General features: G+C 55.5%; 13 protein-coding genes and 1 tRNA gene. 10 read left to right on the forward strand and 4 right to left on the reverse strand.

Annotated features, from left to right (window positions below):
* Nucleotides 1-2 precede the first annotated feature (2 nt).
* The 10 genes from WBY09_RS04230 (at nucleotide 3) to WBY09_RS04275 (ending at nucleotide 9,777) form a co-directional block, all read left to right on the forward strand.
* Complete coding sequence (locus WBY09_RS04230; RefSeq protein WP_197146033.1) at nucleotides 3-593, forward strand: cytochrome c oxidase assembly protein; 591 nt, start codon at nucleotides 3-5, stop codon at nucleotides 591-593.
* An 85-nt stretch (nucleotides 594-678) separates the two neighbouring features.
* Nucleotides 679-1,479, forward strand: coding sequence for a cytochrome c oxidase subunit 3 (locus tag WBY09_RS04235; protein ID WP_336232079.1), 801 nt, complete (start codon nucleotides 679-681; stop codon nucleotides 1,477-1,479).
* Nucleotides 1,480-1,505: 26 nt separating this feature from the next.
* Nucleotides 1,506-1,871 carry a DUF983 domain-containing protein gene (locus tag WBY09_RS04240; protein WP_336232080.1) on the forward strand — a complete coding sequence of 122 codons (366 nt, stop codon included), beginning with the start codon at nucleotides 1,506-1,508 and terminating at the stop codon, nucleotides 1,869-1,871.
* A gap of 6 nt (nucleotides 1,872-1,877) precedes the next feature.
* The gene (locus WBY09_RS04245) at nucleotides 1,878-2,609 is read left to right on the forward strand and encodes an SURF1 family protein (protein WP_336232081.1); all 732 of its coding nucleotides are present in this window, start codon (nucleotides 1,878-1,880) and stop codon (nucleotides 2,607-2,609) included.
* A gap of 65 nt (nucleotides 2,610-2,674) precedes the next feature.
* Nucleotides 2,675-4,162 carry a carboxypeptidase M32 gene (locus tag WBY09_RS04250; protein WP_286792889.1) on the forward strand — a complete coding sequence of 496 codons (1,488 nt, stop codon included), beginning with the start codon at nucleotides 2,675-2,677 and terminating at the stop codon, nucleotides 4,160-4,162.
* A gap of 115 nt (nucleotides 4,163-4,277) precedes the next feature.
* Nucleotides 4,278-4,697 carry a cyclic nucleotide-binding domain-containing protein gene (locus tag WBY09_RS04255; protein ID WP_063088567.1) on the forward strand — a complete coding sequence of 140 codons (420 nt, stop codon included), beginning with the start codon at nucleotides 4,278-4,280 and terminating at the stop codon, nucleotides 4,695-4,697.
* A 186-nt stretch (nucleotides 4,698-4,883) separates the two neighbouring features.
* Nucleotides 4,884-6,281, forward strand: coding sequence for a threonine synthase (gene thrC, locus WBY09_RS04260; protein WP_336232082.1), 1,398 nt, complete (start codon nucleotides 4,884-4,886; stop codon nucleotides 6,279-6,281).
* A gap of 47 nt (nucleotides 6,282-6,328) precedes the next feature.
* Entirely contained in the window at nucleotides 6,329-7,588 is a 1,260-nt protein-coding gene (locus WBY09_RS04265) for a M16 family metallopeptidase (RefSeq protein WP_336232083.1), read from the forward strand.
* A 120-nt stretch (nucleotides 7,589-7,708) separates the two neighbouring features.
* Nucleotides 7,709-8,629: an ROK family protein gene (locus WBY09_RS04270; RefSeq protein ID WP_336232084.1), complete on the forward strand. Its 921-nt coding sequence runs from the start codon at nucleotides 7,709-7,711 to the stop codon at nucleotides 8,627-8,629.
* Nucleotides 8,630-8,805: 176 nt separating this feature from the next.
* Complete coding sequence (locus tag WBY09_RS04275; RefSeq protein ID WP_336232085.1) at nucleotides 8,806-9,777, forward strand: sensor domain-containing diguanylate cyclase; 972 nt, start codon at nucleotides 8,806-8,808, stop codon at nucleotides 9,775-9,777.
* 95 nt (nucleotides 9,778-9,872) lie between these two features.
* Here the strand turns inward: WBY09_RS04275 and WBY09_RS04280 are convergent.
* From WBY09_RS04280 to WBY09_RS04295, 4 genes are all read right to left on the reverse strand, one after another.
* Nucleotides 9,873-9,947, reverse strand: a tRNA-Gln gene (locus WBY09_RS04280).
* A gap of 78 nt (nucleotides 9,948-10,025) precedes the next feature.
* Nucleotides 10,026-10,955, reverse strand: a complete 930-nt coding sequence (locus WBY09_RS04285) for a 4-(cytidine 5'-diphospho)-2-C-methyl-D-erythritol kinase (RefSeq protein ID WP_336232086.1) — start codon at nucleotides 10,953-10,955, stop codon at nucleotides 10,026-10,028.
* 21 nt (nucleotides 10,956-10,976) lie between these two features.
* On the reverse strand, nucleotides 10,977-12,692 hold the full coding sequence (locus WBY09_RS04290; RefSeq protein ID WP_336232087.1) for a tetratricopeptide repeat protein: 1,716 nt from the start codon (nucleotides 12,690-12,692) through the stop codon (nucleotides 10,977-10,979).
* A 182-nt stretch (nucleotides 12,693-12,874) separates the two neighbouring features.
* A complete protein-coding gene (locus tag WBY09_RS04295; RefSeq protein WP_336232088.1) occupies nucleotides 12,875-14,062 on the reverse strand; it encodes a M20 aminoacylase family protein in 1,188 nt (395 codons plus the stop codon).
* Nucleotides 14,063-14,115: the final 53 nt, after the last annotated feature.

Below are 14,115 nucleotides of genomic sequence, written 5' to 3' on the forward strand. Positions count from 1 at the left end.
CCATGGCTGATCAGAAACACACAGATAGTATCAAGGCACGCAACAAGCGCGTTTTGCTGAGCTGTGTTGTCGTCGTTGGCGGTATGATCGGTCTGTCCTATGCATCCGTGCCGCTTTATGAACTGTTCTGTCAGGTCACCGGCTTTGGCGGGACGCCGCAGGTGGGTAAAGACACCGGCGTTGAAGTCTCGGAAAAGACCATCAAGGTCCGGTTCAATGCCGATGTGAATTCCGGCCTGCCGTGGCAGTTCAAACCCGAACAGCGTGAAATCACGGTGCGTCTGGGCGAAGATAATCTGGCCCATTACGTGGCCGAAAATATGTCGGTCAAGCCGATCACCGGTCAGGCTGTCTATAATGTGACGCCGCTCAAAGCCGGGCAGTATTTCAGCAAGATCGCGTGTTTCTGTTTTGACGAGCAAACCCTTCAACCGGGCGAGCGCGTTGATATGCCAGTCAGTTTCTATGTCGATCCGGCAATTGCCGACGACATCAATACCCAGGACGTGAAGACGATTACCCTGTCATACACTTTCTTCAAATCCGAGGCATCGGTTGAAGCAAATGACGGGAACGAAGATCAGGGAGGCTGACAGAACACGGTTTCGTGGACTGGACGGTCTTTGGTTAACAAAGCGAACTTAGAGTTTCTTTTGTAAGGATTGAGGGGGGCAAGGAATGAGTGATCATGCACAAAAGCATCCGTTCCACCTGGTAGACCCGAGCCCGTGGCCGTTGGTGGCTGCGGCGTCCGCCGGTCTTTTCACCGGTGGTATGGTCATGTTCATGCATTCGGACCGTGCGCCGGCTGACTTCTGGCTGGCGGCGATCGGCATTGCAGGCATTCTGTTTGTGATGTTCCGTTGGTGGAGCAACGTGATCAGCGAATCACACATCTATCATAACAAGGTTGTTCAGATCGGCCTGCGCTATGGGATGTCGCTGTTCATCGCATCCGAGGTGATGTTCTTTGTCGCCTTCTTCTGGGCATTCTTCCACAACGCGTTTGTGATCTTCAGCCCCGGCGTGACCGAATGGCCGCCCGCAGGCGTTGAAGTGCTTGATCCGTGGGATCTGCCGTTCCTGAACACCCTGATCCTGCTGCTGTCGGGTTGTACCCTGACCTGGGCGCATCATGGCCTTCTGGAAGGCAAGAAAAAGGACCTTGTTCAGGGGCTGACACTGACGGTTGGTCTTGGCGTTATCTTCCTGTTCCTGCAGGCATATGAATACAGCCACGCGGCATTTGGCTTCTCTGACAACATCTATTCCTCGACCTTCTACATGGCGACCGGTTTCCATGGTTTCCACGTGTTTGTCGGAACGGTGTTCCTGGCGGTCTGCCTTGTGCGCGCGATCAAGGATGGCTTCACGCCGGATCATCATTTCGGCCTTGAGGCAGCAGCCTGGTACTGGCACTTTGTTGACGTTGTCTGGCTGTTCCTGTTCTTTGCCGTTTACATCTGGGGTGGCGAATAAGCCGTCGTCAGGTGACACAAAAGATCATGGATGATTATTATCCAAACCTTTCCCCCATTAGTACCGGGTTGTCATGCAAATGCCCCCGCTGCGGTGGGGGAAAGTTGTTTTCGGGCTATTTGACAGTGCGCGAAACCTGCGAGGTTTGCGGGCTGGATTTGTGCGGCCATGATTCCGGTGATGGTCCGGCTGTTTTCATCATCTTTATTCTCGGATTTCTGGTGGTGCCGATGGCGCTATGGGTCGAAATGACCTATATGCCTCCACTCTGGCTGCACGCGGTTGTGTGGGGACCGGTGATCATTGGTTTGACGCTGGTCTTGCTAAGGCCGCTTAAAGGCATCATGGTGGCGCTGCAATACCGCCACCGATCGACATCCGAACAGGACTGACCCTTCATGCCACTTCTTAAAACGCGTCCGAGTCTGGCGATGAAAATTTCCGCCGGACTGTCTCTGATCATTCTTTTGGGGCTTGGTTCCTGGCAGGTTGACAGACTGTTCTGGAAAAAAGACCTGATCGAAATGCGCCAGGCGCAGGCACAGATGCCACCAATTGCCGTGCCGACCGATACCACCCTTGATCCCGATATGGCATTTCGCGCGGCCTATGCCGAAGGTCGTTACCTGAACGATCAGGAAAAATACCTGATGGCGCGCACTCGGCGCGGCAATGTCGGTTTTCAGTTGATCACCCCGCTTGAACAGGAAGATGGCCGCATCATTCTGGTTAATCGCGGCTGGGTACCCCAGGATTACCGCGAGCCTGAAACCCGCCCCGAAAGCCTGATCGAGGGCCCGGTGCGTGTATCGGGTGTGTTGCGCCTGCCAAGCGAAAAGCATTGGGCGCAGCCGGAAAACGATGCGATCAAAAATCAGTGGTTCTATGTCGATGTCAATCACATGGCTGAAGATACCGGTGCCGACCTTGCAAGCCCGTATTATCTCGAACTCGACGATACGCCGATCCCGGGCGGATTGCCGATTGGCGGGCAGGCCAAGGTTGAGTTGCCCAACAACCATCTGGAATATGCCATCACCTGGTATAGCTTGGCACTTACCCTGATCGTGATGTTTGTCCTTTATCACCGCCGCCCAACCAGCGATGACGAAAAAGACGCGCAAGCCTGATTTTGTCGCCACCAGTTGAATGATAATTTGCGGACAGCGGCCGGACTGCCCGCGCAGGAGTTCCCATGACCGAAGCGTATAAAAAGCTCGAAGCCCGTTTTCATCGTATGAGTGTCCTGTCCGGTATTGGCGGGATGTTGCACTGGGATATGGCTGTGATCATGCCGGATGGCGGTGCAGATGCGCGTTCTGAACAGCTTGCGACATTGAGTGTTCTGGAAAACGAGCTGATCAATGCACCGGATCTGGGCGATTTGATCAGCAGTGCGGAAAGCGAGCAGCTTGACGATTGGCAGCAGGCAAATCTGGCGGAGATGAAGCGTGCATGGGTTCATGGCACGGCGGTGCCAGTCGACTTGGTGGAAAAGATGTCACGGGCGGAAACCCGCTGTGAAGTGGCATGGCGCAAGGCGCGCGCCGACAACGATTTCAAGGGGCTTCTGCCGCACTTGCAGGAAGTACTTGATCTGTCGATTGAGGCTGGCAAAGCCAAGGCAGAGGCATTGGGTACCTCGGTATACGATGCGCTGTTGGATCAGTATGATCCGATGATGCGCTCTGATCGGATTGATAGCCTGTTTGCCGAGCTGGAAAGCTTCCTGCCCGATTTTACCGCCGATGTGATTGAACGCCAGAAATCCGAAGACAAGCCGGTTAAACCAACCGGTCCGTTCGCGATTGAAACGCAGAACCGCATTGGCCTTGATCTGATGAAGGCGGTTGGTTTCGATTTTGATCATGGGCGGCTGGATATTTCCCATCATCCGTTCTGTGGCGGCATTCCGGAAGATGTGCGTTTGACCACGCGCTATGACGAGAATGATTTTACCTCGGCCATCATGGGGGTTCTTCACGAAACCGGTCATGCCATGTATGAGCGCGGATTGCCCGCCGATTGGCAAAACCAGCCGGTGGGCAAGGCGCGTGGCATGACCATGCATGAAAGCCAGTCGCTTCTGGTGGAAATGCAGGCCTGCCGGTCGGAAGAGTTCCTGACCTATGCTGGCCCCGTGTTCAAGGAAGCCTTTGGCGGTGACAACGCCGCGTGGGGGGCTGCAAACCTGCATCGCCTTTATACCCGCGTTGAGCCGGGCCTGATCCGTGTTGATGCTGACGAGGTGACCTATCCGGCGCATGTGATCTTGCGCTATCGGTTGGAGCGCGCGCTGATCGAAGGCGACATGAAGCTTGCCGATCTGCCCGGCGCCTGGAACGAGTTGATGCAGAAACTTCTGGGCATTGTCCCCGAAGATGACCGTAATGGCTGCATGCAGGATATCCACTGGCCATCGGGCGCATGGGGATATTTCCCGACCTATACGTTAGGGGCGATGGCCGCAGCGCAAATCTTTGCCGCAGCCAAGGAATCCAACCCTGAAATACCCAACGCATTGTCGCGTGGTGATTTCGCCCCCTTGATGGGCTGGCTTCGCACAAACATTCACAGTCAGGCCTCAAGCAAATCCACCGATGCCATCCTTGAGGCCGCGACCGGAAAGCCCCTTGGCGTGGATGCCTTCAGGACCCATCTTGAGAATAGGTACGGCCAGTAAATTCAATTGAATGGGCCCGGCAATCTGCTAGCATTGATTTATTGATCGGTGATACACGCGGCCATCGATCCTCGGGACAAGAAGTTCCCAAACCTTTCATGGGCTCTGCAAACACATGGGCATAACCGACGGCAACAAGAAGGTGATGGACCGACAGGTCTTTGCCATCGATCAGGTTATTTTCCGGGAAGGAAAGCCTGGAAACGCTGCCTATGTCGTGCAGGAAGGCAAAGTCGAAATCTTCAAGACGCTGGGCGAAGGCAAAGAGGTTATTCTCGGCTCGATCGAGGCCGGTGGTCTTTTTGGTGAACTTGCACTTGTCGATAATCAGCCGCGCATGGCCTCTGCCCGGGCAAAAGAACGTACCGTTTTGATCGCGATCAGCCGCCAGACGTTTGAAAAGAAAATGTCGGGGTCGGACCGGTTTATCAAAGCCGTGTTGCGAATCCTTCTGGGCAACTACCGTACGGTCGTGCGCCGGGCGGCATTGGCTGAGTCGAAGCTCAAGGAACATGGCATTCCGCTTGACGGTTAGGGTGGGCTTAATGCGGGGTGGGGCCGTGGCTTGCGCGATAATGCGTAAAGCACGGCAGGCTTGCTGCATTGTCCCTTGACTATATCTGCTCAAACCCTCACTAAATCAGGCTTTGGCGTGTTGTTTGGGGGCGATTTGCGCCCAAATGCACGCAACCGATATTCGCCTTATGCAGGAGCAGGTCTAGTGCGCTATGTCAGCACGCGGGGAAGCGCCCCCGTTTTGCAGTTCGATGAAGTTCTTCTTGCCGGTCTGGCCCGTGACGGGGGGCTTTATGTTCCCGAAACATGGCCGACCTTTTCCAAGGATGACATTCGTGCTCTGCGAACTCTGACTTATGCCGAAGTGGCCTTCAAAGTCATCCAGCCGTTTGTTGCCGGCACTGTTGATGACGACGCCCTTAAGACCATTCTCGAAGACACCTATCGCGGCTTTGATCACGAAGCGGTCGCACCGCTTAAACAGCTTGGCCCGAATGACTGGGTGATGGAGCTGTTCCATGGCCCGACGCTGGCGTTCAAGGATTATGCGCTTCAGGTGGTTGGCCGTCTGTTTGATCATGTTCTGGCCAAACGTGGCGAGCGCATCACCATTGTTGGTGCGACGTCGGGTGATACCGGATCGGCCGCGATCGAGGCCTGCCGCGATCGCGAAAATATCGACATCTTTATCCTGCATCCCAAAGGCCGCGTTTCGGAAGTTCAGCGTCGTCAGATGACGACGATCCTTTCGGACAATGTGCACAACGTTGCCGTCGAAGGATCGTTTGATGATTGCCAGGATCTGGTCAAGGCGCTGTTTAACGACCATGGCTTTCGCGATGAAGTTGGCCTGTCGGCGGTGAATTCGATCAACTGGGCGCGCATCATGTGCCAGATCGCCTATTACTTCTGGGCGGGGGTGCAGCTTGGCTCGCCGGAACGCGAAATTTCCTTCTCGGTGCCCTCGGGCAACTTCGGCAACGTTTATGCCGGTTATGCCGCCATGCAGATGGGGCTTCCGATCAAACAGTTCGTTGTCGGTGCCAACCGCAATGACATCCTTGCCCGTTTCTTTGAGACCGGGACCATGAAGATGGAAGGCGTTAAGCCGTCGCTCAGCCCGTCGATGGATATTCAGGTCAGCTCGAACTTTGAACGTTTGATGTTTGATCTTTATGACCGCGATGGGCTTGCGATTGCCGAGATGCTGACCAAGTTCCGTGAAACCGGTGTTATGGAAATGTCGCAGGGCCAGTTTGGCCGCGCGCGTGAACATTTCGATGGCTATCGACTGGATGACGAAGAAACGAAAGCCGCGATCAAGGATGTGTTGGCAACCAGCGGCGAACTGGTGGATCCGCATTCGGTGATTGGCATCGTGTCGGGCCGTCAGTGCAATCGGGACAAATCGGTACCGATGGTGGCACTGGCAACCGCACATCCGGCGAAGTTCCCCGATGCGGTCAAGCAGGCGTCGGGTATCTACCCGGACTTGCCGCCGCGTCTTTCTGATCTATATGACCGACCTGAAAAGGTCGAACCAATGTCCAACGATGTGGCTGCCTTGATGGCGCATGTCCGCAAGAACCGGCGTGCAGCCTGAAGACCAGCCATGGTTGGGAAAAGAATGCGAAACAGGAGTAATGCTATATGACAGTCGAGCTCACCCAGCTTGACAATGGAATGATTGTCGCGACTGACCGCCTTGATCATGTGCAGTCGGTTGCCTTGGGCACGTGGGTTGATGTCGGGGCGCGTAACGAGACGCCCGACATTAACGGCATTTCCCATATGCTTGAACATATGGCGTTCAAGGGCACGCGTCGTCGTTCCGCGCTTCAGATTTCCGAAGAAATCGAAGCAGTTGGCGGGCAGATGAATGCCTATACCTCGCGCGAGAACACGGCCTATTATTGCAAGGTCCTGCATGAAGATCAGGAACTGGCGATTGATGTGATTGCCGACATCCTTCAGCATTCCACATTGGATGCAAAGGAACTTGAACGCGAACGTCAGGTCATCCTGCAGGAAATCGGTCAGGCCAATGATACGCCTGACGACATCATTTTCGACTATTTCCAGGAAACCGCCCTGCCAAATCAGGCACTGGGGCGTTCGATCCTGGGCAGTCCGGAAAATGTATCGTCGCTCAGCCGTGACCATCTGTTTGATTTCATGTCGCGCCGCTATAGCCCGAAACGCATGGTGTTTTCGGCATCGGGCAAGGTCGAACATGACCGCGTTGTCGATATGGTCGCCAAGAAATTCGACAGCCTTCCGGCCCATGAAGATCACGATATGGAGCCGCTTAAATACGAAGGCGGCAGCCGGATCGAAAACCGCAAGCTTGAACAGGTGCATGTGATTTTTGGTCTGCCGACCGTGTCCTACACCGATGACAGTTTCTATGACCTGCAGGTGTTCAACACCCTGCTGGGCGGTGGCATGTCATCGCGCCTGTTCCAGGAAATCCGCGAAAAGCGCGGTCTGGTCTATTCGGTCTATAGCTTCTCGTCGCACTATGTTGATGGTGGCTTGTTCTCGATCTATGCCGGGACCGGTGCCAATGACGTTGGCGAATTGATGCCGGTCATGTGTGATGAACTGGTCCGCGCGACCGAGGATCTGACCGAAGAAGAAGTCGCGCGTGCACGTGCGCAGCTTAAGGCATCTGTGGTGATGGCGATGGAGAGCAATTCCGGCCGCTGTGAAACACTCGCCCGTCAGATCCAGATTTTCGGCCGCCCGCAAAGCATGGAAGAAATCGTTGAAAAGATCGACGGCGTCGACCTTGAAAGCGTGCGTCGTTCGGGCAAGGCATTGCTGGATGGGACACCGACGGTGACGGCCCTTGGTCCTGTCGATCAGATGCCGTCCTACGACGATCTGGCAGCACGCCTGCGTAGCTAGGCTCACGCGATCTTTGAACACATTAACGGCACCTGCCTGAACCGGCTGGTGCCGTTTCTTTTTGCGGCGGTGCTTCGGCTGGTGTATCCCGATAGCAGGACAGTTCGTGGAAAGTGCAGTATGCAATATGCCTTTGACATAGGGGGCTCGAATATCGAGTTCAGTGTTTTTGATGCGGGTGGGGCGATGGTGCTTCATCACAAGGCATCGACACCGCGTGATGACCGCGATGCCTTTGTCAAAATCCTGGCGGGCTTTGTGCACGAGGCTGACGAGCAATATGGCAGATGCGATGTTGGCATCAGCCTTGCCGGTGGGATGGATCCGCAAACCGGGTCGGTCATTTCTGCCAATATTCCGGCCATCAAGGATTGGCCGCTGGCGGCCGAGCTTTCAGCCATTCTGGACCGTCCTGTTCTGGTCGAAAATGACGCCGATTGTTTTGCCTTGGCCGAGGCAACAACAGGTGCCGCCCAAAACGCACGCACCGTCTTTGCCATAATCCTTGGCACTGGGGTGGGTGGCGGCATTGTGTTCAATGGCCAGTTTGTTGGCGGCAACAGCGGTATCCGAGGTGAATGGGGGCATGGCAATGATGTCACCGGTAGCCTCATCAAATATGGCCTGTCGGCGGTTGCCTGCGGCTGCGGGCGCACAGGGTGCCTTGATAGCTGGGGCGGGGCGCGCGGGCTTGAACGGATTTACGCGCAACTCCATGATCAGGCACCTGCAAGCCACGACATCACAACTGCATGGCTGGCCGGGGATGACAAGGCGGCGCGGGTTATCGACATCTATTGTGATCTGGTTGCCCGTGAATTGGCACTGATGGTCAATGTTCTCGATCCGGACTGTGTCCCGGTGGGCGGCGGATTGGCATCCGAGACGGCCTTGATCGCAGAGATCGACACCCGGGCGCGAAAGCATGCCCTGGGGCGCTATGACGCGCCGCTGGTGGTGCCCGGCGCCCATGCCCGCGATGGCGGTTTGCGAGGGGCGGCCCTGTTGCATCAGATGGCAGCACGACCGAAATCCGCATAACCGACCCGGTCATATCAGAAAAATATTATCCAATCAGAAGAATGGCCTATGCCTTGGTATGCTTACGGTTTAGAATTTGCCGTATGCGATTATCGGACTTAATTGTCGCACTATAACAAGGCTTTATGACTGGCGTTTTTGTGCACGGCGGTGCCAGTCAAAAAATGGGAAATCACATGACCACCGAGTTTGAGACCGATCATCAAGGCGAAATGGCCAAAATGTTCGAACAGCGTGTTGAGGCGATCCTGAAGCTCGGTATTGAGCAGTTCGGTCTGCCAGTCGGCATCTTTAGTGCGATTGGCGAACAGACCTATGAAATTCGACAGGTGTTTCATCCGGAAAATGCCCTGACCCCGGGCATGGAATTCGATCTTGATGAGACATTCTGCAGTCAGGTTATTTCGGCCAGCAAAGTCTTTGCCTTTCATGATGTCAGTGACAGCGAACTGGGATCGCATCCGGCCGGTGAAAAATTCGGGTTTGCCGCCTATCTTGGCGCACCGATTGTTGTCGAAGGCGAATGCATCGGGACCCTTGCATATGGCAGCCCGGTACCGGTGAAGGCCTTTACCAAGCATGATATCGATCTGGTGCAGCTTTTTGCCGACTCAATCGGGCAGGCGGTTGCCCATATCCATGATCGCAAGGCACTTGATCAGGCGCGCAAGGATATCGAGCTTTCGGCCAATACCGATCCGCTGACGGGGCTTTACAATCGCCATTACATGGAAGGTATTTTGCGCACGGAGCTTGAACGTTCAAACCGTTATGGCAATGCGGTTGTGATCGGGATGGTCTATTTCGACAATCTCAAGAACCTGAATGAGAAGTTTGGCTATGATGCCGGTGATGCCGCGCTAAAACTGTTTGCCAAGGTGGCCTCGGGCATGAAGCGCGAAACCGACGTCATCGCGCGCTGGAGCGACAAGGAATTCATCATCCTCATGCCTGAAACCGGGGCGGCGGGTGCGCTTAACTATCTGCAACGCCTGACAGAGCGCGTTGGTGTCGAGGATTTCGAGGCCGGGAGCGCACACCCGAAGCTTACACTCAGCGTCGGCCTTGGCATCGCCGAGGCGGGCGATACGCTTGATAAACTGGTGTCGCGCGCCAGCATTGCGATGCATCAGTCAAAGCAGTCCTGAACGGATAATATGTGGCCGCGCATTCGTGTGCGGCCATGTTGCATCAAGCGGGCAAAAGAAAACCGCTTTGAGGAAAACCTCAAAGCGGTTTGTCTTGGCTGGGGCGGTAGGATTCGAACCTACGGTACACGATACCAAAAACCGATGCCTTACCACTTGGCCACGCCCCATCAGCGTGCGTGGCGCGGAAAATAGCGCCCTCATGACAAGAGTGCAACCCTCTATTTGAAGGTTTTTTTATCTCGCGCTCAGTCGGGGAAGGCCGCGCCCATATCTGCCTGCTCGCGGCTCTTTTCCGTCAGGATATGGGTGGGCGAAATCCACCAGTCCGGGTTCTGTGCTGCAATGGCATTTGCCGCACATTCTGCCTGATCGTTTGTGTCGTAAATTCCGAAACACGTCGCCCCGCTGCCCGACATTCTGGCTAGCAAGCATCCCTCTTCGCGGGCAAGGGCATTTAGCACATCACAAATTTCCGGAAGGATACCGGTGGCCGGCAGGGTCAGGTCATTACCGCATTCCGACAATGCATCGGCAAGGGCCGCACCACTTTGAAAGGTTTGCTCGGTATCCCATGCGCCGGTCGCACTAAACCCCTCGTCCGCCCGGGCCTTGAAGATTTCTGGTGTTGAAACCGCCTTGCCGGGATTGATCAGTACCATTGGGACGGACGGCAGGTCGGGCAGTGCGGTGATTTCTTCGCCGATCCCCGACATCAGACAGGTTCGACCATGCAGGCAAACCGGGACATCTGCCCCAAGTGTTAGCGCCATGCGCGACAAGGTGTCTTCGTCGAGATCAAGTTTCCACATCTCGCACAACAACCGGATCGCCGCCGCCGCATCCGCCGATCCGCCACCGATCCCCGATGCAATTGGCAACCGCTTATCAAGAATCAGGTCAGCCCCCTGTGTCGTGCCACTTTCAGCCCGGAGCATCCGGGCGGCACGCATGACAAGGTTGTCACTGGTGTCTTCAAGGGCGAGGTTGGCGGCCATGGGGCCTGTGATCGAAAGGGTGATGGCGCCATCGTCGCGCAATTCACCACTCACCACGTCACCGGATGCGGTAAAGCAGACGAGGCTTTCAAGCAGGTGATAGCCGTCATCGCGTTTGCCGGTGACGTGCAAAAACAGGTTAACCTTGGCAGGTGCCTGCTGGCGATAGGTCGCAGACATGAACGTTTCTTCCCAAATGCGTCAGTTTACGACGGTCGGGGCCACGCTTGGTACCTGACCATTGATCTTGGCTTCGACGGTACTGCGCAGTTCTTCGGTCGGATTGAAGGACAGGGCACGGTGCCACTGGAAGCGGGCCTCGTGATAGCGCCCGATCTGCCAATAGGCATCCCCCAGATGATCATTGATGGTCGGATCGTCGGGTTTCAGTTCGACCGCCTTTTCAAGCTGTTCGACCGCATCTTCGAACCGGCCAAGCTTGTAGTAAACCCACCCCAGACTATCGACGATATAGCCATCATCAGGCTGCAATTCGACGGCGCGTTTAAGCATGTCTTCGGCCTGATCGAAATTCATGCCCATATCAACCCAGCTATAACCAAGATAGTTGAGCACATAGGGTTGTTCCGGTTCGATTTCGAGCGCCTGAAGGAAATCTGCCTCGGCCTTGGCCCAGTCCCCGGCACGTTCGTGGGCAATGCCGCGACGATACAGCAAACGCCAGCCAACCTGGGTCTGGCCACCAAGCCGTTCAATCGCCTTGTCATAGGCGTCTGCAGCCGGGCCATATTGCTGCTGAATGCGGAGGATATCGCCAAGCTGGATCAGCGCATCCGGGCGATCTCGGCGTTCGCTGACCATGTCTTTTAGGATATCAATCGCCTCATCCGCGCGACCGATCTGCTCAAGGCTTGAGGCGGTGCGAAGCCGCGCGTTCCAGCTATGCGGGGATGAGCGCGGGATCCCTTTGTAAACCTCAATTGCCGTTTCAAAACGGTTCTGAATTTCCATCACTTCGCCAACCAGAAGGCGGGTAATGTCATCATCGGGACGTAGCGACAGCGAATAGCGCGCCATCAGCAAGGATGGATCAACCGCGTTTTCCTGACTAAGCAGGGTGGCGATATCGAGATAGGCCTCTGCCAGACCCTCTGCCGGGGTCAGCATGGTGGCGATCGGCGGTTCTTTGCGATCAAGCCGCGCCAGATGGAACGGCATGGCAAGCGATTGCGGATGCCGATCCATATAGCTTTCATACAGAAGGGACGCCTTTTGCACTTGGCCTTTACGCTCATAGACGGCACCAAGGGCCTCGGCAGCGCGAAGCGGCGCGTCGGCCGGGTCGCCATAGGCACTGGCAAGGGCGCGTTCGGCAGCATCAAAATCACCAAAATGCGCCAGGATCAGACCGCGATGGTATTCCGACAGCGGGTTAAGCGCGCCATTGCCCTGCATGCCATCAAGGGCGGTCATTGCCGCGTCTTTTTGATCAAGGCCGGTGTAAAGCCAGGCCTTTGCCAGCGGCGCAATCAGGGCATTGATGCCCCGTTCGGGCAGGCTTGAGACAATATCAAGCGCATCCTGATAACGATCTTCGCGAATGGCGGCATCCATTACGGTCAGGGCGGCAAACAGGTCCTGATCGTTTTCGGTTTGCAAGCTGGTGGCAATGTCGACGGCATCGCTGATGCGCCCGTCGCTGATCAATGCCAGGAAGGCACGGCGGCGCAGCTCGGCATTGTCAGGGTCGAGTTGATGGGCGCGCAATAGATATTGCGCTGCGTAGTCCGACCGGCTTTCCATCTGGGCGGCCTTGCCAGCCAGGAAATTGCCCGAAAACCCGTTGGATTGCGGATACTCGAAAACGGCATCGTCGCTGTTCTGTGGCATGGTGCCACAGGCCGAAAGCGCAATAGCCGTCATCGGGATGAGGAGATGTAACAATTTACGTTTCAAAGGCTTTTCCTGCGTCCGCAATTCGGGTTCGGCGACGCCAGATCTGGCGCGTCGCCATAGTGAATTTCGGGATTAGCCTACTCAGTCGGCAATTATAAGGCAAAGCATTTGCAACAACGACAAACCGCTATCTTTGAATGGGATCACTCACACGGGAATGCGGCGCGCAGGATAATATGTCGTCAGTCCTGCGACAGGGCTTCTTTGACCAGTGCAATCCAATAGCTGACACCATGCGTGATTGCGTCATCATTGAAGTCATATGCGGCGTTATGAAGCAACCGGTCGCCATCCGTCGGGCCATTACCGAGCCAGATATAGCAACCCGGTTTGACATTCAGCATGAAGGCGAAATCTTCGCTGGCCATGGACGGTTCAGGATTGGTGTCCACCTGATCTGCGCCGACAATCTTCGATGCCACCGCAAGGGCGATTTCGGATTCTGCCTGGCTGTTGATTGTTGCCGGATAGCGGCGTTGATAATTCACGCGGGCATCGCAGCCCAAGGCCTGTGCGGTGTGTTTGGCTGTGTCGACCAGACGCGCTTCGATAACATCCTGAATATCAGGGTCGAATGTGCGCACAGTGCCGCGAATGGTCGCGCTGTTGGGGATTACGTTCCAGGTGTCACCGCCGAAAATCTGCGTGGGCGAAATCACAGCGCTTTTCAAAGGATTGATTTCGCGTGCGACGATGGTTTGCAGTGCTAGCAGAACCTGACCTGCTGTTGTAATCGGATCATGTCCGAGATGGGGCATGGCCGCGTGGCACCCTTTGCCCTCAATCACGATTTCAAACACGTCATAGCTTGCCATCATCGGGCCAGCCTTGACGGCCATGGTGCCGATATCGCGGCCCGGCCAGTTATGCATGCCATAAACCGTATCGACCGGATGGCTGTCAAACAGGCCCTCTTTGACCATTTCGCGTCCGCCGCCTTCGTTTTCTTCGGCAGGCTGGAAAATAAAATCAACCGTTCCGGCAAAATCCGGGTTTTCAGCAAGAATTTTGGCGGCACCAAGCAGCATGGTCATATGGCCATCATGACCACAGGCATGCATTTTCCCCGGATGCTTTGACGCGTAGGGCAGATTGGTTGTTTCATGGATATCAAGTGCATCCATGTCGGCGCGAAGCCCGATCCGCTTTCCAGCCCCTTTGTTGCCATGCAGGGTTGCGACAACGCCTGTCTTGGCGATGCCGGTTTTGACTTCCAAGCCAAAGGATTTCAGCTTTTCTGCGACAAAGGCACTGGTCAGGTTTTCTTCAAATGCGGTTTCAGGGTGAGCATGCAGATGGTGACGCCAACTGATGAATTCATCGACAAGTTCGGTGGCGCGAGGATGAAGGGAGCAAGAAGGGACAGACATCTGCATACTCGATTTTGGATGATATGTGCGGGCGTGAACCCGGTAACTTAACA

This window comes from Thalassospira sp. CH_XMU1458 (genome assembly GCF_037027205.1).
Taxonomy (GTDB): Bacteria; Pseudomonadota; Alphaproteobacteria; order Rhodospirillales; family Thalassospiraceae; genus Thalassospira; species Thalassospira tepidiphila.

What these genes read in the sequence shown, in the direction of transcription:
- WBY09_RS04230 (WP_197146033.1), top strand. Translation starts at nt 3, where the DNA reads ATGGCTGATCAGAAACACACAGATAGTATCAAGGCACGCAACAAGCGC.
- WBY09_RS04235 (WP_336232079.1), top strand. Translation starts at nt 679, where the DNA reads ATGAGTGATCATGCACAAAAGCATCCGTTCCACCTGGTAGACCCGAGC.
- WBY09_RS04240 (WP_336232080.1), top strand. Translation starts at nt 1,506, where the DNA reads ATGGATGATTATTATCCAAACCTTTCCCCCATTAGTACCGGGTTGTCA.
- WBY09_RS04245 (WP_336232081.1), top strand. Translation starts at nt 1,878, where the DNA reads ATGCCACTTCTTAAAACGCGTCCGAGTCTGGCGATGAAAATTTCCGCC.
- WBY09_RS04250 (WP_286792889.1), top strand. Translation starts at nt 2,675, where the DNA reads ATGACCGAAGCGTATAAAAAGCTCGAAGCCCGTTTTCATCGTATGAGT.
- WBY09_RS04255 (WP_063088567.1), top strand. Translation starts at nt 4,278, where the DNA reads ATGGGCATAACCGACGGCAACAAGAAGGTGATGGACCGACAGGTCTTT.
- WBY09_RS04265 (WP_336232083.1), top strand. Translation starts at nt 6,329, where the DNA reads ATGACAGTCGAGCTCACCCAGCTTGACAATGGAATGATTGTCGCGACT.
- WBY09_RS04270 (WP_336232084.1), top strand. Translation starts at nt 7,709, where the DNA reads ATGCAATATGCCTTTGACATAGGGGGCTCGAATATCGAGTTCAGTGTT.
- WBY09_RS04275 (WP_336232085.1), top strand. Translation starts at nt 8,806, where the DNA reads ATGACCACCGAGTTTGAGACCGATCATCAAGGCGAAATGGCCAAAATG.
- WBY09_RS04285 (WP_336232086.1), bottom strand. Translation starts at nt 10,955, where the DNA reads ATGTCTGCGACCTATCGCCAGCAGGCACCTGCCAAGGTTAACCTGTTT.
- WBY09_RS04295 (WP_336232088.1), bottom strand. Translation starts at nt 14,062, where the DNA reads ATGTCTGTCCCTTCTTGCTCCCTTCATCCTCGCGCCACCGAACTTGTC.